This window comes from Alteromonas mediterranea DE (assembly GCF_000020585.3).
GTDB lineage: Bacteria > Pseudomonadota > Gammaproteobacteria > Enterobacterales > Alteromonadaceae > Alteromonas > Alteromonas mediterranea.
In genome coordinates, this window is sequence record NC_011138.3 from 386,446 (window position 1) to 410,967 (window position 24,522).

The window sequence follows — 24,522 nt, forward strand, 5'->3', positions numbered from 1 at the left end:
AAATGCAAAATTAGTTTTTGTTTATGAAGTAGATTAATAAGTATCAGCAATTTTGTAATACTGTGAAGATAGCGTTTTGCGCAGACTCTCTAAATTCACGACCAATTCTTGGTGTGTATGAAGGGTGGGGGGCTGATATTACAGTTGTTTTAAAATCGCCTTTTTGCAGGCTACCTACTGAAAACTTGAACGTTACTTTACCTCTCACTTCGTGATGCTGTATGTCTGTTAAGTTTGAAGAGTGTAGTAGCCAATTCTTTGATGATGGGCTATTAGAGCTCTTGGGAACAAGAACAACTTTTGGCTTGAAGTACTCGATTATCTGATTGTTCAGCTCGTAAGAAAACTGAATAGCTCTCTCTAAAAGCGCTTTATCGTATTTAGCCAACTGAGAAGTGAAGCTTTTAAAATCCTTACTTCCCCACAGCACTATGTTAGCCATGAGCGTTTTGTGTTCACCAAACCGCTTGTTGAATATCTCTGAGTAGAATTGCCACTTGTTGTTTGGCTTGTTAATAGGATCCCACAATGGGACATTCGCACCGTCGCTATTTTTGTACGCTTCGCTGAAATTGTCGTTCATGGCTTGTTGCACAAAACCCTCGTAGTGGGAAGGGGAGGAAGGAGACAAAATAGCGTCGAGAGATTCAGGAACATTAGGATTTGAGCCTAACCAAATTACATCAACTGATTCGGCATTGAGCTTACTTAATACTTTTGCTGTCTCGATTTCCCCGAAGATAGAGCCTCTAAACGGTATCGAATAAGAGCCTGTACCTCTCTTGAGCGCTTTATTTTCTTGATTTTCTACAAAGTCAGAAATACTATTGTTTATTGCTTCAAATATATTCAACGTCATGTCCTTATGATTTGCTTGCGTATTCTTTACAAAGCGACTTTTTAACTTTTTCGTAAGCTTTTTATGAACTAAAGATACGGTAATGCTTGTCTAGCTTCCAAGTGCATTGACTCGGTATTAGATTAAATTTATCACATACCAAGGTTTGAAGCTCAACGCTCTGTACCACTTTTCTGTCTGCATATATTTTAAAGAACTTTGAGTTTCCAGAGTAGATTATTCTACCCCTGCTGACTTCTTGATATTCAACAGCAATGAGCTCAGGAAAACACGGAAGGTATATTCTATGCTCTTCCCACTCTACTAAATGGCTAAAGTCACTGTCATAGAGTGAAAGGCTATCAGGCTCTGTACTATTCAAAGGCATTGCTTTAGCAAGTACAGTCGACTTGTAGACCCAAAAAATACCAATATGAGGCAGCTTAGTTTTCATCTTGTATATCTCCAACATGTTGACGTCACCCAACTGTCTTGACAGAGATTTACAACCCTTTAATTATTTTAAATTTGCTGCTGAAGTGAGCGCTATTCGCTTGCATGATATATCGTAGTCAAAAGAGGAAAGCTAACTTCTTATCTCTACTCGAATAGGTAACGTTAATGTGCATTAACATGAACTATTTAACATGAAAGTAACTCTGCTACGGTTCTAGATCAGAAAGAGAATTATCACAATTATTATAGTGCCCCTTCATAGATTTCAGTCATCTGTGGAGCCTCTTCAGATTTTTAGGAAACCTCCCCTAAAGAAGCTTGCTATGCCAGGAATGAGTGGTTGTTAACAAACAAAGTATACTTCAGAATTCATACTCGAAGCGGTATTACTCTGCTAGAAACCTGATATTATTGGTCGTCAGATTGCTTTAGATATTAGTATTTTTCTTAGTCTACCTAACTGCTGAAAACATCATGCTGCGCAATCTAAAGATAAAACACATAAGAGCAGTGATCCCCGTTGTGACGCGGGGATAGCAGATTAAAACATGAACTTGCCAAGGTCAAAAAATGACCGGTATTTTTACGCGAAGCGACAACGTTTTTAGCCAAAAAGTTACAGTAAGGTATCTAGCGATATCGAGTTTCCGATATGCCTTTCTACTAGTCTATTGTACCGTTTATTCGAAAATGGAGCCTTAGATGATTTGGTGAACTCAAAGAAGCGATGCGAACCAACTTCATGCTCATAAGCATAGCATCACGGTTATGGCATGAGCCAGATAATATTTACTTTGTTGTTCATTGATGCGCTCACTGTAAGGAGATCAGATAGCAATTGGAAAAGCTACCTCTTGGGTCAACGGTGATTTTATCTTTCAGTATTGGACTTGCTTTTACACTTGTTGTAGGGGGTATTACAGGTTTTGGTACGAGCGAGACGCAATAATTGTGACAGGCTTATTGAAATTGCATGTTGTATTCTTCTATTCCTTCGGTGTACTTATTTTACATTGCCGGATTATGTATGAGCAGGCTTTGCAGTAGATTTCTGTTTTTCTGACAAGATTTAGCAACTTAATTGAAATACATGGCTTTTTAATACAGAGTTCCTCTTGTGAATCAGAAAGCTGACCATTTAGGCATTGACTACAATCATATTTTAAGAGAACATGAATTGCCAATAGAGGAATCTTGTGTTGAAAACGAATTACCGCATTAGCAAAAATCTAAAAGTGGTCTTAGCCGCTTTTTTGTTGTGCGCACAATTTTTGTTGATTGTGACTGACGCGTTTTCTATTGAACAAGACCACTTGTTTAGCAATGAATTATGTACTGAAAATACATTAATCGAACTGTCCGATGCTTACGATTTAGATACGGGAAGTGATTGTGACCATTGTTGTTCTTGTCATGGCCATTTTACACACATAGCTTTTTACTTTGATATTGAAAGCTCGTTTCTAAAAAAATCTCCCAATTTAGTCTCAGTTTATAGTGAAGCTACACCTAATCGTTTCATTAACCAAATAGAGCGTCCTCCAAGAATTTAATCCCTGTCGTTTTTCGTTTTTTCAACTGACTAGGATTATATATCATGAAAATTTCACAGTTTCCTGTGCGCAAATTTACGCGCGCCGGAATATTGACTAGTGCATTGATGCTATCTCAAGCCAATGCATTGGCAGAACAAGTAACTTTAGATGATGCAGTTCAACTTACTCTCAACCGTCATCCAAGCTTGTTGAAATTCAGACCTCTTACTAGAGCTCTTGAGGGAGATCGCCAACAAGCTTTGCTTTCTCCAGCTTACACCGTAGGTGCTAATCTAGAAAATGTGATGGGCACAAGTTCTACTTCGGGAGTTCAAGCAGCAGAAGCAACCATCTCTCTATCTTCAGTGTATGAACTTGGTGGAAAGAAGAGTGCAAGAACACTGGTTGTGGATGCCAGAGCTGCCCTTTTAGATTCAGAGCAGTATTCAATGTCTCTCTCACTACTTGGTGGGCTCACTCAGCAGTATATTCGCGTTCTGGCACAACAGGAGCGTCTGCAAATAGCTGAGCGAAGTGTGAGCTTAGCTGAAGATGCTCTTACTGTGATCACTAATAGAATAAAAAGTGGTGCAACGAATGATGCTGAATTGTTCAGAGCTAAATCGGCTTTAAATCAAGCGAAATTAGAACTTGCGACAGCAAAGGTGAATAAAGAGATAGCCCTGCAATCTCTCACACTATTCTGGCAGGGCAATTATGAAGATATCACGCTTACTGGTTCTTTAAATTCACCCGCTAAAAATTATTCCTACGAAACACTTTTTAACCAATTCTTATCATCATCGAATGCGGATTTACTAATTAAGTCACTTGACCTGAAGGACGCTGAAATTCAGTTGGCTAAGTCTGATAATACCGCAGACCTATCTTGGTCTGTTGGTGTTAGAAGGAATCAGGGAGCTCAAGATACATCGTTAGTTTTTGGTGCCTCAATTCCACTATTTGCTGAGAAGAGGAATTCGGGTGCAGTCAAATCTGCAATTGCTAGTAAGGAGGCGGAGTTATTAGAGCGAGACACCAAGTATCTCGATGTAAAAGCGATTCTATTTAAAGCAACGAAAAGCATAAATTTTAGTTCACAGGCAGCATTGCACCTGGAAAAAGAAGTAATGCCAGATTTGAAAAGAGCATTGGAGCTGACCAAGGAGGGCTATCAAAAGGGAATTTACACTTATCAAGAATGGTTTGCTTCACGTGATGCACTTCTCCAATCTCAACGGAGTCTCATCAACTATCGCGAAGCCACCCTGCTCAATGAAGCACTTATCGAACAATGGACAGGGCAATCTCTGAAATCATTCACTTTCAATCTCCAGGATTAATTATGCTAAAGCAAATTTTATTTTTATTTCTTATCGGCACTGTGACATCTATCGCGACCGCAAGTGAAGATGTCACCAATTCAAATGACAACCAAAATATATTCCAGAAAGGTAACATCAAAATAGAAGTAAGTATCGATGAAAGCCCCGAGGGCTCTGTAATTATTGCCTCGACTTTTGAAGATGGGAAGCCATTTATCCCTGATTCCTTTTCTATAGAGCTACAGAAGTTAGGTTCAAGCTCAGAAAAATTTGAGTTTCAAACTTCAGAGGGGGTTTTGCGGTCAATAAAAGCTCTGTCTGAACCTCATTCTTTTAGGGCTACTATTTATCTGACTGACAAAAGACGAAAGTATTCCTGGGAGTGGGAAAACTTCGAGGGAAGAACACAGATCTCAAGAGCATTAACTGAAAAGTTTCAATTAGCAACCTCCGAAGTTCAGAGTGGGACCATTGAAAGACATATCGAATTGTTGGGTACTCTTGTAATTCCACCCAAGAACAAGGCTGAAGTTAATGCGCGGTTCTCGGGAGTTGTAGAAACTCTCGCTTCGGATGTTGGTGACAGCGTGAAGGCTGGCGATGTAATTGCAAAAATTCAATCAAATGACAGCTTACAAACCTACATCGTGAAAGCGCCAATTTCGGGTACGGTAGTAAGTCGAAATGTTAATGTTGGGCAGTTGGTTACCAGTGAAACGCTTTATAAAATAGTCGACGCTGAAACGCTTTGGGCAGAATTGAAAGTATTTCCATCCAAGCGGGATACAATAAAGCAGGGCTCTTATATCCACATAAAAAAAGGTTCCCGACAGCAAGATGCAAAGGTCAAATTTCTCATTCCGTCAGGTTCACTTGAACCTTATCAGATCGCAATTGTTGAAATCACTAATACCGAAGGAGAATTCTCCCCCGGCGATATGGTTACAGGTGTAGTTGATGCTCAGAAAGTCGATGTTTCGCTTCGCGTTGAGAATGAAGCTATCCAATCAATGGATGGTAACTCAGTTGTATTTTTAAACGATGGTAACACGTTTCAAGCTGTCCCTGTCGAGCTGGGTATAAAAGATGACAACTTCACTGAAGTAAAGCGTGGCTTAATCGCTGGTCAAATTTACGTATCAAAAAATAGCTTTCTGATAAAAGCGGATCTTGAAAAATCCGGTGCCTCTCACGCTCACTAATCCTGGAGACGATAAATGATTGATAATATTATTCGTCTTTCAGTAGAAAGACGCTTTTTGTTTCTTGTTCTTGCACTAATCTTAATTGGGATCGGCGTTTGGAGCTACCAGCGATTACCTATTGATGCTGTACCAGATATTACAAATGTACAGGTTCAGATTAACACCAAAGCTCCGGGGTACTCACCATTAGAAGCTGAACAACGAATAACATTTCCTGTCGAAACAGCACTATATGGCTTGCCTAACTTATCCTATACACGTTCTATATCGAGGTATGGTCTTTCACAGATTACAGTTATTTTCGAAGAAGGAACGGATATCTTTTTTGCCCGAAATTTAATCGACGAAAGACTTGCTAACCTTAAAAGTGTTTTACCTGATGGCCTTGAGCCAGAAATGGGGCCAATCGCAACAGGGCTTGGCGAAATTTTCGTATATACACTGGAAGGGAAAGATGGAGCAACGTTACCCGATGGCTCGCCGGTCACACCTATGGCTTTAAGAGAGGTACAAGATTGGATCATTCGACCACAGTTAGCCCAGGTTCCGGGAGTAGTAGAAGTAAACACTATTGGAGGTTATGACAAGCAATATCACGTCAATCCCGACCCTGTAAAAATGCTGGAGATGGGAGTCTCGCTTAAAGACATTTCTGAAGCACTATATTTAAACAATGATAATGCTGGAGCAGGCTATATTGAGAAAAATGGCGAGCAACTTCTTGTTCGCTCTCCAGGTCAATTGACAGGGATAAAGGATATCGAAAATGTCGTAGTAGGAAAAAAAGGATCTGTTCCTGTTCTAATAAAAGATATTGGAACTGTAGGCTTGGGTAAGCAGCTGAGGACCGGTGCCGCTACAAGAAATGGTAAAGAGACAGTGATGGGAACGGTCATGATGTTGCTGGGAGAAAACTCAAGGGAAGTTGCAGCTTTAACTGCCAGTAAATTAACTGAAATTCAAAGATCGTTACCAAGCTGGGTAGTTACTGAACCCGCCTATGATCGAACTACACTGGTCGACAAAGCGATAAACACTGTGCAGAAGAACCTGCTGGAAGGAGCATTACTCGTAATTGTCATATTATTTTTACTACTAGGCAATATTCGAGCGGCTCTTATTACGGCTGCGATCATACCTATTGCTATGATGATGACAATCACTGGAATGGTCCAGAGAGGTGTTTCGGCAAATCTGATGAGTTTGGGGGCTTTAGATTTTGGTCTGATTGTCGATGGCGCTGTCATCATTGTTGAAAACTGTATTAGGCGCTTATCTGAAGCGCAACAGCATCACGGCAGACTTCTTCAACTCAAGGAACGTCTAGAAGAAGTGAAAATAGCAACGATTGAAGTAATCAGGCCCAGCTTATTTGGAGTCGGGATCATAACCGCTGTTTATCTGCCTATTTTTACTTTAACAGGCGTAGAGGGAAAGATGTTTCATCCCATGGCAATAACTGTTGTTATCGCTCTTATTGCGGCAATGATTTTGTCACTGACGGTAGTGCCTGCAGCGATCGCAATTTTCATGGGGGGAAAAATCAGTGAAAAGGAGAGTTTTTTAATACGTTGGGTGAAACTGGCTTACGAACCAGCACTTAGGGCTATTCTTAAATTTAAAGCTGCTGCTCTTGGGGCTGCACTAGCGTTTGTTGTCTTCTGCGGATGGTTGGCAACAACACTTGGGTCTGAATTTATTCCTCAACTGGATGAAGGTGATGTCGCTTTACAGGCTTTACGCATAACGGGTACCGGTCTAAACCAATCAATTCAAATGCAAGAATTACTTGAAGGTGCGCTGTTAGAAATTCCAGAGGTAGCGGTAGTCTTTGCGAAAATAGGTACACCAGAAGTCGCTACAGACCCAATGCCTCCTAATGTAGCCGATAGTTTTGTAATACTTAAACCTCGCTCAGAATGGCCTGATCCAGCTAAATCTAAATCGGATCTAGTGGCTGAAATTGAATCAGTCGCCTCAAAGCTTCCCGGTAATAACTATGAATTTACCCAACCAATTCAAATGAGATTTAATGAATTGATTTCCGGCGTAAGGGCTGATGTTGCAGTCAAGGTTTTCGGTGATGACTTAGAGCAATTGTTGGATTCTGCAAATAAGGTTGCTGAGATCGCTGAGTCGATACAAGGTGCCTCAGACACCCGAGTTGAGCAAGTTGCCGGCCTTCCTATGTTGTCCATATTACCAAAACGAGATGCTCTCGCAAGGTACGGTCTTAACGTAGCAGACATTCAAGCACTCGTTTCAACCAGCATAGGGGGTAAGGAATCAGGCATAATCTATGAAGGCGATCGTCGGTTTAAAATTGTAATCAGATTATCTGAAGAGTTGCGTACAAATATTGACAAATTAGAGAGCTTACCTGTTCGTGTCGGCAATAGTTTTGTACCGCTTGAAGAGGTAGCCACTCTCGAGTTAAAGCCGGCGCCTGCACAGATCAGCCGAGAGAATGGAAAGCGCAGAGTTGTCGTAACGACTAACGTACGAGGAACCGACCTAGGAGGATTTGTCGTTGATTTACAAAAAAGACTTAAATCCGATTTAAAAATGAAGGAAGGATATTGGTTAGAGTTTGGTGGTACCTTTGAACAACTGGAATCCGCCAGCAAACGGCTGACTTTAGTCGTTCCGGTTACGCTTGCGTTGATAGTTGGCATACTCATTATGGCGTTTGGGTCTGTTAAAGACGCATTGATAATTTTCACTGGTGTACCACTAGCCTTGACTGGAGGAGTACTGGCACTCTGGATTAGAGATATGCCTCTTTCAATTTCTGCGGGAGTAGGCTTTATCGCTTTGTCCGGGGTCGCGGTTTTGAATGGACTAGTGATGGTCGCATTCATCAGACAACTCTGGCAGGAAAATGGTGATATTTATACTTCAGTAATTCGAGGGGCCATAATCCGGCTTCGACCTGTTTTGATGACTGCGTTAGTGGCCAGCTTAGGCTTTGTTCCCATGGCACTTAATACAGGAACAGGTGCTGAAGTACAAAGACCGCTCGCCACTGTAGTCATTGGGGGAATTATATCGTCAACTTTACTGACACTGTTTATATTACCTGCGCTTTATCAGCTCGCACATAACAAACGCAACTCTTAATCAAATTTTACGCCCGGTATGTTCCGGGCGCACCGGAGCCTCTATGACTCATAATCATTCAAATAGCTCAAACAAAATTGGGTGGGCTTTTCTATTAAATTTCAGCTTCACAATTATTGAATTTATTGGCGGCTGGCTAACGAACAGCACTGCTATAATGGCAGATGCTGTTCATGATCTCGGCGATTCAGTTTCTATTGGAAGCGCCTGGTGTCTCAATAGGTTAGGAGAGAGAGAGGCCGATGAAAATTTCACATATGGGTACAAGCGACTCAGCCTGTTAGGGGCATTTATTAACGGAGCCGTACTTATCCTTGGCTCAATCTGGGTATTATCAGAAGCCATTCCTCGAGTATTAGACCCGGTCGTTCCAAATACAGAAGGCATGATATTACTTGCGATTCTAGGTGTCGCTGTAAACGGCTTTGCTGTGTATAAACTCCAGGGAGGAAATACCCTAAACGAGAGAGTGTTGAACTGGCATTTATTGGAGGACGTTTTAGGCTGGGTTGCTGTATTAATTATTGCCATAGTAATGCAATTTGTCGACTGGCCAATTTTAGACCCCCTACTTTCGATTGGCTTTACGCTTTTTATATTGTTTAATGTAATTCGAAACTTATTAGCAACCTTAAAATTATTTTTGCAAGGTGTTCCAGAGAAAAACTTATACAAACAAGTGTTAGATGAACTCCGGAGTGTTGATAGAGTTGAATATATCCATGACTTAAAAATTTGGTCACTTGACGGAGAACACAATGTTATTACTATACGCGTTGGCAGTGCCTTAAAGACAGTTGAAGAATACAAGTTATTGAAGCTTGATATTTATGATAGCTTGGCCATGTTTGACTTCAGTTACAGCACAGTTGAAATAGAGTTTACTGACGAGCATTCTGCAGTTAATGAGGAGGTGAGATGAAATTCCATTACTCATTAACAATGATAGTCGACAGTAATTCAAGTTTTAATACTAAGCTAAAATTTTATTTGTGACACATTGTCTACAATCATGACTATAGATTTTCATGGAACTTTTTAGTTTGTTCCCCTCATGATTAAATTTTTTGTTAAACTGTAAGGAGAGTGTGATAGATAATAATGCGTAACTAAAGTGGTAAGAGGCAAGATTGAACACGTACCTTCGACATCAACGTTTCTTTCGTGCTCTTACGAGATGTTGAAAATAAAATATAGAGACATTAATGAAATTTATAAGTAACTATAAGATGAGCTTCTTATTTTTTATTAGTGGTATTCTGTGTTTAATCGCTTATAACATAAAAGGCTCGAGTATAGATGAAAATGGTTTTTTGGTTGAATCGTTTGGCTTCATTCCTATATTTTGGCTATTTGAGCTGATGGCATCGCTGACTTTTGCTTTCACTTTCATTAAACTTAAAAAAAATCAGCGAAAGTAAAAGCACGCGAAGAACTTTTTCTAACTGACAATTTTGCTTTGCGATTTGCTATGCAACTCCTGGCTAGTAATTGAAAACTGAACCCAAAGGTTGTTGGGTATTGCCTTTTAGTTATATCAGACTTTAACTTCTTATATTAAAGCTCGCTAATTATTGGCTTTCTATTCTTTTATACACATTGATGAATTTGCACAGTTGGACCCATGTCAGTGCGGTACCTCATCGGTGAGTCAACAGTCTCAAATCAAAAATATCTACACAATGTAGCTAACCACAACAGTGATGAAATTGCGATCGTCACTAAAACAGCCGCTGAGCCTAAATCTTTCGCTAAGCCTGACAGTGGGTGAATCTCTTTTCCAATACGGTCAATAGTTACTTCAATTGCAGTATTTATAATTTCAGCGAACAAAACGAAGAGTATGGAGGAAAGTAAAATCGCCTTTTCCATATAAGGAATTGACCAAAATGCAAGCACTCCCGCCGCTAAGATAAGTAAGATAAGTTCTTGCCGGAACGCTGACTCGTTTTTAACAAGCCATGATGATATAGCTCGAACTGAGTTTTTCATTGCTAATACAATACGCAACATGCCCTTTGGTTTGGCTTTAGGGTCGAAATGCATTTTTGATGTGGCTTCGTCTATGACTCGCATTTTCGTAAAATATCCTGAGTGGGTTGGTAGGTGCTGCTTTGCACATTAGTAAGACCAAGTAATGTGTCAAAAAGGTTGTCATGCGAATAAGGATGACTGGATAACGACTTTACGCAATCACTGTATTCAGGTTGGCTAAACTTGGAGGCCCAATAAACCATTGGTACATGAGTTTGCTCAACAGGCGCTAAATTATAAGGGAAACCGTGTAAATAAAGCCCTTTTTCTCCCAATGACTCACCATGATCCGATAGATAAAGCATCGACGAATTAGGAATAGTGGAAAGCTGTTCAATAATCTGGCCTAGCACGTAGTCTGTGTATGCAATAGTATTATCGTACGTATTTGTCAGCTCTGCCTCTTCACAATTTTGAATATCACTTCTGGGACAGTCAGGCACGAACTTAGCAAATTTCTCTGGGTATCTCCGGTAGTAAGTAGGGCCGTGTGAGCCAATCATATGTAAGACTATCACTCTATGTTCTTTAGATGGCCTTGAAAGAGTTTCTCTTAAAAGGTCAACAAGTACCTCATCATAACAATAATCTCCATCGCAAAACTTGGGATCTCTGGACGGATCAAAGTCTAGGGTCTTTACCCTCTTGCATACGCCTTTACAGCTACTGTTGTTGTCAATCCAAGTCACGTCAACTCCTGCACGATGAATGATGTCTAAAACATTGTCCTGACTGTCTGCAATACGCGAATCATAATTTTCTCGAGAGAGTCTTGAGAACATACATGGCACGGAGACTGCGGTAGCAGTACCGCAAGATGTCACCTTGCTAAAACTGATTGCACCTGCGTTCTGGATATTAGGCGAAGTACGCCTCGAATAGCTGTTGCTTGAAAACTTGTCCGCTCTGGCTGTTTCGCCGTAACCGTTCACCAGGGCCCTATTGACAGTTAGTAATATTTATTTTCAATGATCGTGGGGATCCTATTGATTGATCCCGCCAGTCTGTCAGAGTGGTTTCATGCCACGTAAAAAGCAGCCCACAAAGCCACCTGTCGCTACTAATCTCGATGATGCCAATGAGCTCATTAGTACACTCTGGGACAGGCTAAATGACCTCGAAGACCGACTGAATCAAAACAGTCGTAATTCATCGCGCCCGCCATCGTCTAATGGGCCGGGGGCGTCCTCTTCTGCGCCAGCTAAAAAGCCGACAGGCCGTAAGCGCGGTGCGCAATCCGGCCATAAAGGCAGTAAGCGGATGCTGGCCGATACCGTTGATGAGACGCGCACCTATTATCCCGACGATACTTGTGCTTGCGGTGGTACTATTACTATCAGTGATTCACCGTATCGCCGCCATCAGGTTTTTGATATTCCTTCTCAGGCTTTCTCTGTGGTTGAACATCAGTTACATCAGGGTCAGTGTTGTCAGTGCAGCAAAACGGTAAAAGCAACGCTACCTGACAACGTGAATCAGGGACAGATGGGCAATAACCTGCTGGCATATGTGGCAATGCAGTCCGGTCAGTTTCACCAGAGTATCAGTAAAATCCAGCAACAGCTCGAACAGAACTTCGGCTTATCGTTCAGTCGCGGTGCTATCTCTGAAGCGCAGGCCGGGTTAGTTCAGTACTGACGCCAGCGTATCAGGATATCAAAGAGATGATGCGCACTGAGGCGGTGGTACACTGCGATGAAACCCGTCATCAGCGTGGTAACGAAAACCGCTGGATGTGGCAGGTATGCACAGCAGAATTATCATGCTTTATGACGCACTTCTCACGTGGCGCCTGGGCGGCAAAGAAACTACTCGGCGATAATCCGGAAAACATTGTTGTTACTGACCAGTATGCCGGTTATCACTACATCGATTCAGACCACCGTCAATTGTGCTGGGCGCATATCTTAAGAAACATGAATGCGCTGGCGGAAAGCTGGGGTACGAACAAGACTTATGGAACGACGTTAGTCAGGCTCATTCGCATACTGTTCCGGCTGCAACACCGGTATGAGAGTAACGCACTAAGTGAAAAGCGATACCTGGACCGGATGGAAAAACTACGCATCGCCTGGCGAGAGCAACTTGAACTGGCATCAAGACGCTGTGTGACTCCCCGCTATCAGAACCGGTGTAAGCTACTGCTAAAACACGATGACATGTGCTGGGTATTCCTCAGTCACGATGGCGTCCCTCTCACTAACAATGAAGCCGAGCGTTCATTGCGAAGCTATGTGCTGTGGCGAAAAGGCAGCTATGGTGTGTGGTCTCACCGAGGGGAACTGTTCAGACAACGTATACTCACCATCGTCGAAACCTGCCGGAAACAAAAGCTGAATCCACTGAATTGGCTCCGCGCCATTCTCGAAGCGACGCTGAACAAAACGTCCTATCCTCTGCTCGACGACTTCAAAGCTGCCTGTCAATAGGGCCTTGGTGAACGGTTACGTTTCGCCAACCACTAACACTGTAATAGATGGGTGTATATTAGCGTTACCTTTTAAGTAGGGACGCTTGTCTAATACTTTGTAGGGTAAAGGCGGATAGAAGTAAGTGTCCCGAAGGTACTTGTACCCTGAATCATAAAAGGCGTAGGGAATAATATACTTCGTTAGATCTTTGTTATTTCTGCCGACAGCTGCATAGCTCTTAAAAAGGAACGTGGCTATAATTGCAATACCCAATAAAGCTAATAAGTTCAGCACTAGAAGGTGCTTGATTCGAGCCTTGAGCTTTCCATTTATTTCCAGATTAAAAATCGCAAATACAGGGATTAATCCCAGTATAGAGAAGAATAAAAAAAGTGTTGAATTTAGATAAGAAAAGGCTTCACCAGAATTTGTTTCCATTACATTCTGTATCATGCTCTTATCGAAAATGACACCATAGGCCAAGGTGCCGTAAAGTAGAATAGAACTTACAACGAAAGCAATTGCAACGGTGGTGCGCGGCAAAAATAGGGCACCAAAAAGACTTAGAAAAATAATATTAAAAAAGGTTAGCAAGAGCGGTACAGAGAGAAAAAACACCCACTCATTCAATGTTACAGGGGCTACAACTTCATAAACAGCGGACAAAAATGGTATGTTAAATATTGCTGCGATAAACAATGAAGAAAGTAAAATGAACTGAGCTGATGTAGGATTGAAATTTAGTGTTCTTGGAAATTTCACAATAAGGTTCTCGTGTACTTCTTAGCACATAAGTTACCTGTCTAAACTTAAATAACGCTTAAGAAAAACTGTAGAATGAAAATTCTCGCATTATTTTTTAATTGTATGAAAACATGTACCTCACGTAACGGGCCTATCTGGGATATAACTAAAGATCTCAGTCGCAGTTTTCGTAAGCGGACACTTTTCGGTTAATGCCTCGTGCGATAATAGTACCCAGTGGGCGCGATGTGCATACCCTACAGACGTTGCCATTTCTTTTTTAAAACAACTATTGCGTACATGTTTTTCATCGACGAGGATGTATCTTCCCTTTTCAGTCTTATCCAGCCACTGGTAGGCGGCAGACAATTGCTGATCAACAGGGGTATGATACCCAAAATGAGTGATGGGATAAGGCGAGAAGAGAATGAACTGTTCAGAAAAATCAACAAGTGCAATAGTTGCATCATGTTTACCAATTTCTTTTTCAATATTTGCAAATACGCTTTTAGGGGTTTTTACATCTTCAAGTAAAGTGTAACCCCAAGTAGCGTACATGCCCCAAAGAGTACACAAGAAATAGGGCCAGACTTTCCAGTGCTTCCCTCTAGTAGTGATCACCGTAACCAGACACGTCAGTCCCCCCGTTACTAAAAAAAACATCCACGGAGAAAGCCCGAACTTTTCTTCTAACTTTAGGGCGAATGATGCTTTTACTATGCCGGAAAAACCAAACCCCAATAAGCCTACTGATAGTAAAAATACAACGCCCCACAAAAGCCAGGAAAATACTTTCTTATTAACAACTGAATCAAAGTAAGGCGCAGAGATCAGTGCCAGCATCGGCAATGCGGGTAAGATGTACACCCCCCGTTTACCAGGACTTACACTGAAGAAAAGCAGAACAAGTACAATCCAAACCAATGGTAAGTATATGCGGGCATCACCTTTTTTGATTGCGCGATACCAACATGGGATGAGCCATGGGAGAGCGATGCTAATTGGCAACCAGAATAATGGAATAACCTCTACGAGGTAATACCAGAACGGCTTTATGTGATGCCAGGAATCAGCATATCGAGTGACCGTTTGCCTGAAAAGAATATTATCTCTATATAGAGCAAGTGATGTGTTGTGGCTATTTTCGACCAATATCAACATAGGTATAAACCATAGTGATATAGCCAGTAACATCACCACTGCACCCATTATCCACGGTAATACGGACTTTTTAGTTTGCTTCTTAGCTATGTCCCGCTGAGGCCAAAAGTGTCGATGTATCAAGTATGGTATCAGCATCAGGACTGGTAAAAATCCGACCCCTTTTGTGATGACGCCAATTCCCATGAAGAAAAAGGCGAGGTAATACCAACGCCATCGCCTTTCAACTAAGAAAAAGCGCAAAAGACCATAGCATCCGATTGTTATCCAGCAGCAGACCATTGCGTCTATCTGTGCAGACTTGGCTTGAAGCAAAAATTGAAAACTCAATAAAAGAAGTGACGTTGCGATCAGCGCCTCTTTTGTACTCCACAGTCGTTTTGAGATGTCATACACCAAAAAAAGTGTGAGTAGGCTGCATAAAGCAGATGGGAGCAGAAAGGCAATCTTAATTGACCCGAATAGCGCAAAGAAAAAAGCGATAGACCACATAAACACAGGTGGTTTATCAGGATAAAACTCTCCCGCTCTGGCTGGAAAGAACCACTGACCTGTTTCAACCATTTCTTTTGCAACTTGTGCAAAACGAGGTTCGTCAGCAGGCCAGGGATCTCTTAACCCAAGCCCGATAAATATCAACACGCTAGCCAGTACAAAAAGCCAGAAAGTATAATTTGGGTGCTTGTTCTTATGTTTAATGGCTAGGCTCGTCTGATTCATTGCTACATTTGCTGCTTTTTGTGAGAGAACGAAGAGTTTTATCGTCATTATGTTGACGATGATAAACCTTAAAAAGATATGCGCTTAGCAAGCTGGAAATCCCAAATAATAGGGCGCTTATGATTATTTTAAGTTCAGAGTTGACTAATACACCCTTACCCATTAATGCAAAAACCGCCATTTGAGGGATGTAGCCAATAGTAGACCCAAAAATAAAAGAGCGTCGTGGAATCTTTGAAACGCCAGCAAAAATGTTTGTGAGTAGATTATTCCCTATTGGCAACAGTCTAATGATAACGGACTTAAGAAAGGGAGAGCGAAGTAGAAAGTGGTCTAACTTGCGCACTCGCATTTCAAAGTGTTGAATAATAATCGGTCTAGCGAAATACCGGGACACTGCCATAACTGTTGCACAGCTGAGCGTAGCTGCTAATGTTGAATAGATGACACCTTCAGCAAATCCAAAGGCATACCCCCCCATAAATGCGACTAACTGGCGTGGAAGTCCGATAGTAAGTAAAAATACTGAGACGGCTAAAAATTTGGCTATCCCTGTCACTCCATTATCACGGGTATGATTGTCTATCCACTCCTGATTAAATGCGTCAAATGAGGGGGAGAGCGAAATCAAATGACTAAAAAACAGAATGGCAAGTACCAGAATGAAGAAACGAAGGAGACTGGAATTCAATTAGATACTCTCTTCATTTTCTAAGATGACATCATTAAGTTTATTACGTTTCTGAAGCCAATAAACTCCTGCCATATCAATTAGTCCAACCCCAAGCCGCCCTAACATATTATATTTTGATTTTCCGAATTGCCTGTCTCTGTGATTCACTTCAACAACTTTAATGATCCCACCTTGTCGTCGGATCAGTGCTGGCAGAAAACGATGCATATGATCAAAATAGGGTAAATCGAGGAATGTTTGTTTTGGAAAGACCTTTAACCCACATCCGGTGTCAGGTGTATCATCATTAAGAAATTTACTTCTTACAGAATTTGCTAGTTTTGACTGAAATCTTTTCCAAGCTGTATCCTTTCTGTCTTTACGATGACCAGCAATGCAAAAGTGACTCCCTAACGGAAATTGAGAGGCCATAGTCAGGAGGTTTGGTATATCAGAGGGATCATTCTGCCCATCCGCATCAAGTGTAACTACAAGTTCTCCATCAGCATGGCTCACCCCTGTCCAAATAGCTGTACTTTGTCCCACCGAGTGCTTGTGCCGTAGTACGTTAACTCTTTCAAAGCCACTCGCTTTCAGATAAAGCAGATTCTCAAATGTATTATCCGTACTTCCATCATCAACATAGATGACTTCGAAGTTGGCTACACCTGTTAACGCTCTATAAATTTCCTCAATTAAGGGTTTTAAATTTTTTTCTTCGTTTTTCGCTGGTATTACAACTGAAATTCGCACGTAGCCCTCTGTCAAAGCCTCAAGATCAAGAAAATTCTATTTTCGACAGGAAAACGTTAACAAACAAAACTTAAGATACGCTTATGAAGAGTCATTTAATTGAAGTAATAATGTTTTAATCGCTCAGGAAGGAAGAAAGAGGTGGGTTAAGGAAAACACGCTATAGGAATGTGTTTCGACCAGTTATCGTAGCACTTTTGCCACGGCCCTGGTTTGCACTTACGATCACCTTGTCTTGTTATTGCAAATATTTTGTCCTGAGTAACGCCTGCGGCCAAATAAGCAGCAAAGTCAGTGCTTGAATCGCCAAATGCAGCAAAAAGTGTCCAGCCAGACTCCGTGTAACGCTTTAGAATATTTAGTTTAATGTTTTAAAGTTTTTTCGCTCAGCCGTAGCATTCGCTACCTGAATATTTCCGTCTGGGAAATGGTAACGGGATAAAAAAATGAAATGTTGCACTGGAAGTATATACTTCGCGCAGTCAGATAGATAACTCTGGAGCCGTTATCAGTGTATGCTTGAACAAGTTCAGACGCACTTTCTCTTTCAGAAAAAATGCAGGTGTTACTGAGCATCAGTGTTTCATCGGTGTCAAAAATAACAGCTTTGTCACTCTTACAATTTGGGGGCAGAAATTTCTGTAGAGGTTATTGAGCACTCGCTAAGTAGCAGGGCTGATAAGAATCGGTCTTCATCGTCAGTCACAAAACTGTTATTAATATGAACATAATAACGAGATAAATTAAGAGCTACTGAAGGAAATCAATCAGTTTATGCTAAAAGAACCACTTTTGCGTAGGTTAACTATAAGCACCAGTTCAATAGCTTCTTCAGTAAATCCTAAGGATGAGAAGGTATACTGAAATAACTTTAAAATTGACGTTCAAATTATGAGAATACTTCTGATAGAAGACTCCTTATCATTAAGGAACAGTTTGAGCTTAGGCTTAGAAAAGTTGGGGTACTCAGTCGATACTGCTGGCACTGGCTCTGAGGGATTGAGTATGGCGTTGCTTGGTAGCTACGAAATAATCATCCTTGATATGATGCTACCTGAGTTGGACGGTATGACTATTCTTAAAACGTTACGAAAAAGACATTTAGAAACAAAGGTTATCATCTTATCTGCGCGATCTGAGTCTGAAGACAAGGTAGCGGGGCTATTGGCAGGTGCTGACGACTACCTTTCTAAGCCGTTCTCGTTTGACGAATTGACTGCTAGACTACTTAGCTTGATGAGGAGAGGTGCGGCAAATTGTCTCAATGACCAGGTTACTATCAACAGTTTGACACTCAATATCCAGTTTAAAACGCTTTCATACAATAATGGCATTATCAACCTGACCCCGAATGAGTACAAAATTGTTGAATGTATTTTCCTCAATAGACACAAGATAGTTACCTCAGAAATGCTGAGTGAATTTATTTCTGGAAGCTATGACCATATCTCAAAAAATGCTATTGAAGCTCACCTTTCCTCAGCAAGGAAAAAAGTAAGAGAAAGCGGCGCGTCTCTACCCATTAAAAGTAAACGTGGTTTTGGTTACAGAGTTGTAGAAGCTAATGAAATCAATACGTAAAACATTAACACGAAGACTTTCTATTATTATTTCACTGTTAGTCATTGCCGTTTTACTTGCAGCAGATATTGGCGTCGATTCCTGGATCGAACAAGAATTCAACCAGGCTATGAAGGCAAAAGTAGGTATGCTTCAGAGCTTGGTAAATGAAGATGTCGAGGGTGTGGAGTTCGAATTTGCAGGTGAGTATTTGCCTGAGTTTGAAGGGACATCTTCCCCCGAGTATTTTCAACTTTGGTACAAAGACTCAACGTTTGAAAAATCAGATACTCTGGCGCTTTATACCATCAATGAATTGCCTTACAGCAGCATTGGCCTGGATGAATATTCTTTCCAGGATATTACTCTGCCCGATGGCCGTACGGGTCGGGTAATTTACACTCGATATATACCTCAGATTGATTCTGAAGACAGAGCTGGATTTTATCGCGTCATGGATAAGGGTAACGATACTCGCCCGTCAATGGTTATCGCGTACGCAACATCTACAGAATTGTTAAATTTCACGTTGTGGTTTATCGATGGTGCTTTTCTATTTGCATTAATTATCGTGCCGCTAGTTGTTCGATTTACAGTGCGTAACACTGTGGCTTATGCTCTGGCACCCTTGGATGCCTTAAATGCCAAGATAAAAGGACTACGATTTACCACTAGGCAAAAACACGAAGCTTTTCAAAATAATGTCGAGGAATTGGAACCCATTACCCAAAGTTTGAATCACTTTATTGAAGATAATTATTCGCTTTACCTGCGTGAGAAGAGGTTGACTTCGGATATCGCACACGAGCTAAAAACACCAGTCTCTGAATTAATAAATATGACTGAAGTAGCAATTAAGTTTCCAGGAGAAATAAGATTAGAAAAAGATTTTAAGCCACGTGTTTTGCAAATAGGCACAAGAATGAAAAATATTATTTCTGGCCTTATGTTAATCCAAAAATATAGTTTTAAGACCCTAGAGCTAACTGATGAGATAGATATCCACAAATTAGTAACTCAACTTATTCAGATAAAAGAAGCAAGAAATGTTAAGGTAGAGATTAGCTCCAATTTTCAGTCAAGCGTCAAGAGCAATCGCGTTGCAGTAGAATCGATAATAAGTAATCTGATAGATAACGCTATAGAACACGGAAAAACTGATACAGAAATACTTGTGAACTTAGGTGTAAATAGTTCTAGTAATGTTTACCTCAGAGTGACAAATAAGGTGGGGACAGAGGTTAATGAGGATGATCTAAAGCATATGTTTGAACCGCTTTGGCAAAAAGATGCTTCTAGAACATCTGAAGATAACTTTGGGCTAGGTCTTTCTATAGTAGATGCATTGTGCGACGCTGTATGTGCAGAAGTTTCTGTAACCAAAACTGCCGAAGAAGACATATCGTTTTTGTTGACTTTTAAAAATGAAACTATTGGTCCGTAATCTTTGGCAGGCTTAAGTTACTGTAACCTTAGCCTTAATATCACTCCTGAAAAGAGAGACTGCGACTTAGCAAGAGAATAAAAATAGGGTAATGAAACGTAACCTAGCTTTCGAATTTGGTATGTAGTAGAGATCAAAAAAGTTTTCGGCCACCTGTTCCTTGTCACGGATAATTGCTGCTGGAACAAGTCAATGCTTCCATTCAACTCATTGGGCGTACAACGATAAAATGACTTTACGATTTTTTTGCAGAGTTCTATCAAGAAACTGTTGAAAAACACTTGCTGACAATAGGTTATCCTAATATAGATTAACGTTACCTGTCTCAATGAATGTCCCGAGATCGATGAAATAATTAGAAACAGCATAAAAATGTTATTCAATTGATACTAGGGAAGATCCGAATAAGTTCCTAACGTGAGATCATGACTGCATGTTAAGTTACATTTTCTACTGCTCGTGAGCCAACAGTTAATTATTGCCAGTAGTCAGCTAAAGCAAGCGCTGATAGCCCTATAAAGAGGTTTTCCTATCACGGATAGACAACTTATTACCGTGCTCACAATTGATAGAAGTGATTGAACTTTTTTATCCTAAAGCTGATATTAATCGCCTTATTCATATGCAGAAAAATAAGTGAAACAGAGAGTATCTATAACCGCGGGGCGAAAGTCACTTATCGACCAGCGCTTGAGTGGCGCTTGAGTGGCGCTTAAGTTGAAATCGCTGAAGTGAGTTTGTGCCTCAACGATTTAAACAGAATATCTGATTTCTCTTTCAAGTTACCGGTGAATTTATATTTATCGGGTGTGTTTATTTATATAGCTCCTCAAGCCTCCTCAATTTTCTAGTATTTCTGGTTAGCCCCCGTTATAACGTTAATGGAACTGGACAAAAGGAAAGTATTGTGGCGGCTACTTAAAGCGTTCAAGTTCTACCGCAGTATCTGAATTATAGAGTTAGAGACGCGCCCAAAAATTTGCATGGTTGTAGGCAATCTCCCTCATCATGACTATTTCCTAAATTCTGCCGATGAACGGGCTATTCTAATTACAAATCAGCCTCAACTGTTTACCAATTCGCGAAAATCCATTATTCTCCATATTGGTTATGTTTAATGCTTAAGAAATGTTTAAATTCATATCAAAACTAATATTAGTGTTTACAGTGCTATCTGCCCTCGTCGGGCAAGCGATGGCTGTAGATACTATGAGTTTTGAAATGGATATTGATAACAAACATTACAATAGTAATTCTGAATCGAATTGCTCTACGAACATGAGCCATGGTATGAGAGTAGATTCTATAAGTTCCGAAAACGCTAGTATTAAAGATTGTTGCAACACTTCGGAATGCACATGCCCACCAGGTGGTTGTACTCATGCTCCCGTCCTTATAGCTTCCATGATGATTGTTCAACACCCAGTGGTGCCGGACGCTTCATTTGGCTTGTTCTTCCAACAGCCAGTTTCAGTAACTTCCTCACTTTTTCGCCCACCGATATTTGCCTAACACAGGGTCAGTGCGTCCAAATTTCACGCACAATTTGTTTTAGTTCCTGTTTATTATCTAGGTGCTAGCGTACCTATATGTGCCAGCTTTGTCTGGAGGCAAAAATGTTAAAAAAAATCATCTATCAAGCTGCGGTATTACTGCTAATTCTACCTAGTATTGCCATGGCAAATATCCACCATGGCGCAAACGACGTCTTCGAATTATTAGTTTATAAATCACCATCGTGTGGATGCTGCAAAAAATGGATAACCCATTTAGAAAACCAAGGATTTCAACTACGTACAAAGGACTTTCATAACTTGAGCGACATCAAGAACGAATACGGAATTTCGCCAAATCTTCGCTCTTGCCATACCGCTGTTACAGAAAATGGCTTTGTATTTGAAGGCCATGTCCCTTCTAAGTTTATAAAACGATTCTTGTTAGAAGAACATCCAAAGGCTATCGGGTTATCTGTTCCAGCTATGCCAGTAGGTTCACCCGGAATGGAAGTAGCAGAGCAGTTTATGCCTTATACCGTTTTCATTATATATCAAGATGGGAGCTACGAACCTTACGCGAAAGTAGAAAGCTACGAAAGTCAATTCGATTGAAGTCAAAGTTAAACAAATAAATGCGCACTTTTGACAATCAAAGCAATTTTAATTTTTAAAAACCAAAGATAGAGGTAATCATGAAAGCACTTGTTAAATCATTTGCAATATTTAGTGTACTGCTAAGCAGCGTGGCATTAGCACATGAGGCTATAGAAATTAAATCTAGCACACCAAGCAAAAATGCAATGCTGATGGAGGCCCCAATGGAACTATCAGTCAGCTTTACCAAGGGAGTTAGATTAATAAAAGTAGTTTTAAAAGATAGTGAAGGTGCAAAAGTTGATTTTGGCTTTGAACCTCCGAAAGAGGTTGCAACGGATTATTCTTGGACCTTACCTAAATTACGTCCAGGTTCATACAATGTTGAGTTCATCATGCTTGGCTCCGATGGGCACAAGATGAAAGATAGTTTTGGATTTATGGTGCACTAAAAAGGGGATTCAGCTGTGGAAATGTATATCTGGAACACTGTAATTGTAGTGTCAAAGCTAATGTTTTATTTAGGTTTCGCGGCCACAGCTGGATATACATTTTTCTGGCGAGATATTAACGATAATAGCACAAATTATACAACGCCATCTTATAGCGCTGTATGGGTAAAGGTTTGTGTCTTTGTTGCGTTTATTTCTAATGCAGTGTGGTTTATCGCGAACACTGGAGCGATGGTAGAAGAGGGAATTCAAGGCGCACTTGACCCCTTTATGCTTAAGATAATGTTGAGTTCTCCTATCGGTGAAGTCACCTTGTATCGTGCGGGGGGGTTAGCCGTAGCTTTAATAACTATCTACTTATTGAAATTTAAACCTCTTAAACCTTTCCTAAGGTTAAAGTCTTGCTTACTTGTGCTGTGTCTATTCACTCTCTCGTACACATTTACTTTAACCGGCCACGTTTCTGAATTAGGAAGTATTGCTCGAATACTACTTATGGTTCACGTATTTGTTATGGCTTGGTGGTTTGGTGCATTGATTCCGTTAAAGCTCTCCTGCCATTACCAGAGCTACGAAAAGCTTTATAAATTAATGGATAGGTTTGGTACGCAGGCGGCCGTATTGGTTACCTTATTATTATCTGCAGGCATTTGGCTAGCTATTCAATTGGTAGGTAGTTTTGAAGGGTTATTTAGCTCCATATATGGGCAAACTCTTCTTGTTAAAATGTTCCTTGTAACTAGCATTCTAGCTATTGCTATACGGCACAAACTGAAATTAGTCCCAAAACTTAAAAGTGGCTCGGGAAGCGAAGCACTCTCAAAATCCATTTCATTAGAGTTAACAATAGCAGTTGCTATTTTAATCATTACTTCTGGGCTTACGAGTATTGTAGGTCCCGAAAGATAAAACTTAGAAGAGAAATTCAAATGAAAATTAAATTATTAGTCTTACTATTTATCATGCCCGTAATCATGAGTTTTGCTGCTAGTGCCCATGAAAAAGAACATCATGAGAAAGGTATGTTTAGTGGGTTAGATACGCCTGCAGCTAAAATAGTTATTGCATTCCATCACGCGCTTAATACGGGAGACAAAATCACTGCGAAGAGCCTACTGGCGGATGATGTGACTATTTATGAAGGAGGCGGAGTTGAGAGGAGCGCAGATGAATATGCTCAACATCATATGAATTCAGATATGGAATATCTATCGTCAGTGACAAATAAAGCGTTGGAGCATCAAGTCAAAGTTCTGGGCAACACAGCAATCTCCGCATCGCGGTTTCTGGTCAATGGGATGTTTAAGGGGGAAGAGAGAGACTACCAAAGTATGGAAACAATTGTCTTAATCAACACCGAAGGAGAGTGGAAAATCAAACATATTCATTGGTCAAATTGATTCGATTAACTACCCGAGAGAGCTCGTATGAAAAAATTTTTAATCATAATCATTTCGTCTTTGTTATCTTTTTTTCACTTTCGCTCATGATAACAATGCAACTGATAAAGATCAGATAAAAGACATTATAAAGCAAATTGAATATGGCTGGGAGAATGGAGACGGTGCCCCCTTTAAAAAGCACTTTTTCGACTTTAAAGGCGCAAGATACTTTGAATCTGGCGGACAGAATGTAGGGTTAAGTGACTTGATAGAGCATCATGTTGAACCAGAAAAGGATGCCTTAGTTTTCTTAAGTTTAGATTTTTCTAACATTCAAACTCATGTAGAAGATGATTTTGCTTGGACACTCGTTGATACAACCGTTCAAGGAGAGGTTAGGAAGTCTGGAAAAACTTTCAACAAAACGGGGTTTCAAACCTTTCTTTTTAAAAAAGTTAACGGTGAGTGGCTGGTAGTTCACACGCATTCCTCTAGTAGAAATCGTGCAAAAGACTAGCGAAATAAATGTATTGAAAGCTACTTTGGTAATATCAACGGTAGCTTTCCAGTTTGCTCAAGATCAGAACCATCTCGGCTATCCTATTGCCAAAATGCCTTA

General features: G+C 40.6%; 21 protein-coding genes and 2 pseudogenes. 14 read left to right on the forward strand and 9 right to left on the reverse strand.

Features of this window, described 5'->3' with window-relative positions; all coding sequences use genetic code 11:
- Positions 1 to 43: 43 nt before the first annotated feature.
- Both MADE_RS01755 and MADE_RS01760 read right to left on the reverse strand, forming a co-directional pair.
- The gene (locus MADE_RS01755; protein ID WP_023559485.1) at positions 44 to 859 is read right to left on the reverse strand and encodes a hypothetical protein; all 816 of its coding nucleotides are present in this window, start codon (positions 857 to 859) and stop codon (positions 44 to 46) included.
- A gap of 61 nt (positions 860 to 920) precedes the next feature.
- Positions 921 to 1,310 (reverse strand): hypothetical protein, encoded by a 390-nt coding sequence (locus MADE_RS01760; protein ID WP_012516881.1) that lies wholly within the window; start codon positions 1,308 to 1,310, stop codon positions 921 to 923.
- Between the two features lie 1,581 nt (positions 1,311 to 2,891).
- Between MADE_RS01760 and MADE_RS01770 the strand changes: the two genes are divergently transcribed.
- The 5 genes from MADE_RS01770 to MADE_RS01790 all read left to right on the forward strand — a co-directional run bounded on the left by MADE_RS01770 (position 2,892) and on the right by MADE_RS01790 (position 9,900).
- Complete coding sequence (locus MADE_RS01770; RefSeq protein ID WP_012516884.1) at positions 2,892 to 4,172, forward strand: TolC family protein; 1,281 nt, start codon at positions 2,892 to 2,894, stop codon at positions 4,170 to 4,172.
- Between the two features lie 2 nt (positions 4,173 to 4,174).
- Entirely contained in the window at positions 4,175 to 5,356 is a 1,182-nt protein-coding gene (locus MADE_RS01775) for an efflux RND transporter periplasmic adaptor subunit (RefSeq protein WP_012516885.1), read from the forward strand.
- Between the two features lie 15 nt (positions 5,357 to 5,371).
- On the forward strand, positions 5,372 to 8,479 hold the full coding sequence (locus tag MADE_RS01780; protein WP_012516886.1) for an efflux RND transporter permease subunit: 3,108 nt from the start codon (positions 5,372 to 5,374) through the stop codon (positions 8,477 to 8,479).
- Between the two features lie 43 nt (positions 8,480 to 8,522).
- The gene (locus MADE_RS01785) at positions 8,523 to 9,401 is read left to right on the forward strand and encodes a cation diffusion facilitator family transporter (protein WP_012516887.1); all 879 of its coding nucleotides are present in this window, start codon (positions 8,523 to 8,525) and stop codon (positions 9,399 to 9,401) included.
- A gap of 307 nt (positions 9,402 to 9,708) precedes the next feature.
- Positions 9,709 to 9,900, forward strand: coding sequence for a DUF3955 domain-containing protein (locus tag MADE_RS01790; RefSeq protein WP_230962262.1), 192 nt, complete (start codon positions 9,709 to 9,711; stop codon positions 9,898 to 9,900).
- 244 nt (positions 9,901 to 10,144) lie between these two features.
- Here the strand turns inward: MADE_RS01790 and MADE_RS01795 are convergent, their stop codons facing one another.
- The gene (locus MADE_RS01795; protein WP_012516889.1) at positions 10,145 to 10,555 is read right to left on the reverse strand and encodes a diacylglycerol kinase; all 411 of its coding nucleotides are present in this window, start codon (positions 10,553 to 10,555) and stop codon (positions 10,145 to 10,147) included.
- Positions 10,543 to 11,433, reverse strand: a pseudogene (locus MADE_RS01800) (phosphoethanolamine transferase); the annotation flags it as partial. The pseudogene MADE_RS01800 and the gene MADE_RS01795, both read right to left, overlap by 13 nt.
- A 100-nt stretch (positions 11,434 to 11,533) precedes the next feature.
- Here MADE_RS01800 and MADE_RS01805 point away from each other — a divergent pair.
- Positions 11,534 to 12,942: pseudogene (locus tag MADE_RS01805) on the forward strand (IS66-like element ISAma4 family transposase).
- Between the two features lie 15 nt (positions 12,943 to 12,957).
- Here the strand turns inward: MADE_RS01805 and MADE_RS01810 are convergent.
- The 5 genes from MADE_RS01810 to MADE_RS21255 all read right to left on the reverse strand — a co-directional run bounded on the left by MADE_RS01810 (position 12,958) and on the right by MADE_RS21255 (position 17,551).
- Positions 12,958 to 13,686: a phosphoethanolamine transferase domain-containing protein gene (locus tag MADE_RS01810; protein WP_012516893.1), complete on the reverse strand. Its 729-nt coding sequence runs from the start codon at positions 13,684 to 13,686 to the stop codon at positions 12,958 to 12,960.
- A 120-nt stretch (positions 13,687 to 13,806) separates the two neighbouring features.
- On the reverse strand, positions 13,807 to 15,549 hold the full coding sequence (locus MADE_RS01815; protein ID WP_012516894.1) for an ArnT family glycosyltransferase: 1,743 nt from the start codon (positions 15,547 to 15,549) through the stop codon (positions 13,807 to 13,809).
- Positions 15,524 to 16,240: a TVP38/TMEM64 family protein gene (locus MADE_RS01820; protein WP_012516895.1), complete on the reverse strand. Its 717-nt coding sequence runs from the start codon at positions 16,238 to 16,240 to the stop codon at positions 15,524 to 15,526. The genes MADE_RS01815 and MADE_RS01820 overlap by 26 nt, the downstream gene beginning before the upstream one ends.
- Complete coding sequence (locus tag MADE_RS01825) at positions 16,241 to 16,975, reverse strand: glycosyltransferase family 2 protein (RefSeq protein WP_012516896.1); 735 nt, start codon at positions 16,973 to 16,975, stop codon at positions 16,241 to 16,243. It lies immediately after the preceding gene.
- A 402-nt stretch (positions 16,976 to 17,377) separates the two neighbouring features.
- The gene (locus tag MADE_RS21255; RefSeq protein WP_470207098.1) at positions 17,378 to 17,551 is read right to left on the reverse strand and encodes a hypothetical protein; all 174 of its coding nucleotides are present in this window, start codon (positions 17,549 to 17,551) and stop codon (positions 17,378 to 17,380) included.
- A gap of 315 nt (positions 17,552 to 17,866) precedes the next feature.
- On the opposite strand from MADE_RS21255, the gene MADE_RS01830 reads away from it, so the two are divergent.
- From MADE_RS01830 to MADE_RS01860, 8 genes are all read left to right on the forward strand, one after another.
- Positions 17,867 to 18,556, forward strand: coding sequence for a response regulator transcription factor (locus MADE_RS01830; protein WP_023559489.1), 690 nt, complete (start codon positions 17,867 to 17,869; stop codon positions 18,554 to 18,556).
- Positions 18,540 to 19,979, forward strand: a complete 1,440-nt coding sequence (locus MADE_RS01835; RefSeq protein ID WP_012516898.1) for a sensor histidine kinase — start codon at positions 18,540 to 18,542, stop codon at positions 19,977 to 19,979. The genes MADE_RS01830 and MADE_RS01835 overlap by 17 nt, the downstream gene beginning before the upstream one ends.
- A 1,221-nt stretch (positions 19,980 to 21,200) precedes the next feature.
- The gene (locus MADE_RS21145) at positions 21,201 to 21,491 is read left to right on the forward strand and encodes a hypothetical protein (protein WP_417871225.1); all 291 of its coding nucleotides are present in this window, start codon (positions 21,201 to 21,203) and stop codon (positions 21,489 to 21,491) included.
- Between the two features lie 104 nt (positions 21,492 to 21,595).
- On the forward strand, positions 21,596 to 22,087 hold the full coding sequence (locus tag MADE_RS01840; RefSeq protein WP_012516899.1) for a DUF411 domain-containing protein: 492 nt from the start codon (positions 21,596 to 21,598) through the stop codon (positions 22,085 to 22,087).
- A gap of 80 nt (positions 22,088 to 22,167) precedes the next feature.
- A complete protein-coding gene (locus tag MADE_RS01845; RefSeq protein ID WP_012516900.1) occupies positions 22,168 to 22,521 on the forward strand; it encodes a copper resistance CopC family protein in 354 nt (117 codons plus the stop codon).
- Between the two features lie 21 nt (positions 22,522 to 22,542).
- Positions 22,543 to 23,430, forward strand: coding sequence for a copper resistance D family protein (locus tag MADE_RS01850; protein WP_012516901.1), 888 nt, complete (start codon positions 22,543 to 22,545; stop codon positions 23,428 to 23,430).
- Between the two features lie 20 nt (positions 23,431 to 23,450).
- Positions 23,451 to 23,921, forward strand: coding sequence for a YybH family protein (locus tag MADE_RS01855; RefSeq protein WP_012516902.1), 471 nt, complete (start codon positions 23,451 to 23,453; stop codon positions 23,919 to 23,921).
- 136 nt (positions 23,922 to 24,057) lie between these two features.
- A complete protein-coding gene (locus tag MADE_RS01860; protein WP_231514349.1) occupies positions 24,058 to 24,420 on the forward strand; it encodes a DUF4440 domain-containing protein in 363 nt (120 codons plus the stop codon).
- Positions 24,421 to 24,522: the final 102 nt, after the last annotated feature.

What these genes read in the sequence shown, in the direction of transcription:
- MADE_RS01815 (WP_012516894.1), bottom strand. Translation starts at nt 15,549, where the DNA reads ATGAATCAGACGAGCCTAGCCATTAAACATAAGAACAAGCACCCAAAT.
- MADE_RS01760 (WP_012516881.1), bottom strand. Translation starts at nt 1,310, where the DNA reads ATGTTGGAGATATACAAGATGAAAACTAAGCTGCCTCATATTGGTATT.
- MADE_RS01845 (WP_012516900.1), top strand. Translation starts at nt 22,168, where the DNA reads ATGAAAGCACTTGTTAAATCATTTGCAATATTTAGTGTACTGCTAAGC.
- MADE_RS01770 (WP_012516884.1), top strand. Translation starts at nt 2,892, where the DNA reads ATGAAAATTTCACAGTTTCCTGTGCGCAAATTTACGCGCGCCGGAATA.
- MADE_RS01795 (WP_012516889.1), bottom strand. Translation starts at nt 10,555, where the DNA reads ATGCGAGTCATAGACGAAGCCACATCAAAAATGCATTTCGACCCTAAA.
- MADE_RS01755 (WP_023559485.1), bottom strand. Translation starts at nt 859, where the DNA reads ATGACGTTGAATATATTTGAAGCAATAAACAATAGTATTTCTGACTTT.
- MADE_RS01830 (WP_023559489.1), top strand. Translation starts at nt 17,867, where the DNA reads ATGAGAATACTTCTGATAGAAGACTCCTTATCATTAAGGAACAGTTTG.
- MADE_RS01775 (WP_012516885.1), top strand. Translation starts at nt 4,175, where the DNA reads ATGCTAAAGCAAATTTTATTTTTATTTCTTATCGGCACTGTGACATCT.
- MADE_RS21145 (WP_417871225.1), top strand. Translation starts at nt 21,201, where the DNA reads ATGGATATTGATAACAAACATTACAATAGTAATTCTGAATCGAATTGC.
- MADE_RS01840 (WP_012516899.1), top strand. Translation starts at nt 21,596, where the DNA reads ATGTTAAAAAAAATCATCTATCAAGCTGCGGTATTACTGCTAATTCTA.
- MADE_RS01780 (WP_012516886.1), top strand. Translation starts at nt 5,372, where the DNA reads ATGATTGATAATATTATTCGTCTTTCAGTAGAAAGACGCTTTTTGTTT.
- MADE_RS01855 (WP_012516902.1), top strand. Translation starts at nt 23,451, where the DNA reads ATGAAAATTAAATTATTAGTCTTACTATTTATCATGCCCGTAATCATG.
- MADE_RS21255 (WP_470207098.1), bottom strand. Translation starts at nt 17,551, where the DNA reads ATGCTCAGTAACACCTGCATTTTTTCTGAAAGAGAAAGTGCGTCTGAA.
- MADE_RS01790 (WP_230962262.1), top strand. Translation starts at nt 9,709, where the DNA reads ATGAGCTTCTTATTTTTTATTAGTGGTATTCTGTGTTTAATCGCTTAT.
- MADE_RS01850 (WP_012516901.1), top strand. Translation starts at nt 22,543, where the DNA reads ATGTATATCTGGAACACTGTAATTGTAGTGTCAAAGCTAATGTTTTAT.
- MADE_RS01835 (WP_012516898.1), top strand. Translation starts at nt 18,540, where the DNA reads ATGAAATCAATACGTAAAACATTAACACGAAGACTTTCTATTATTATT.
- MADE_RS01785 (WP_012516887.1), top strand. Translation starts at nt 8,523, where the DNA reads ATGACTCATAATCATTCAAATAGCTCAAACAAAATTGGGTGGGCTTTT.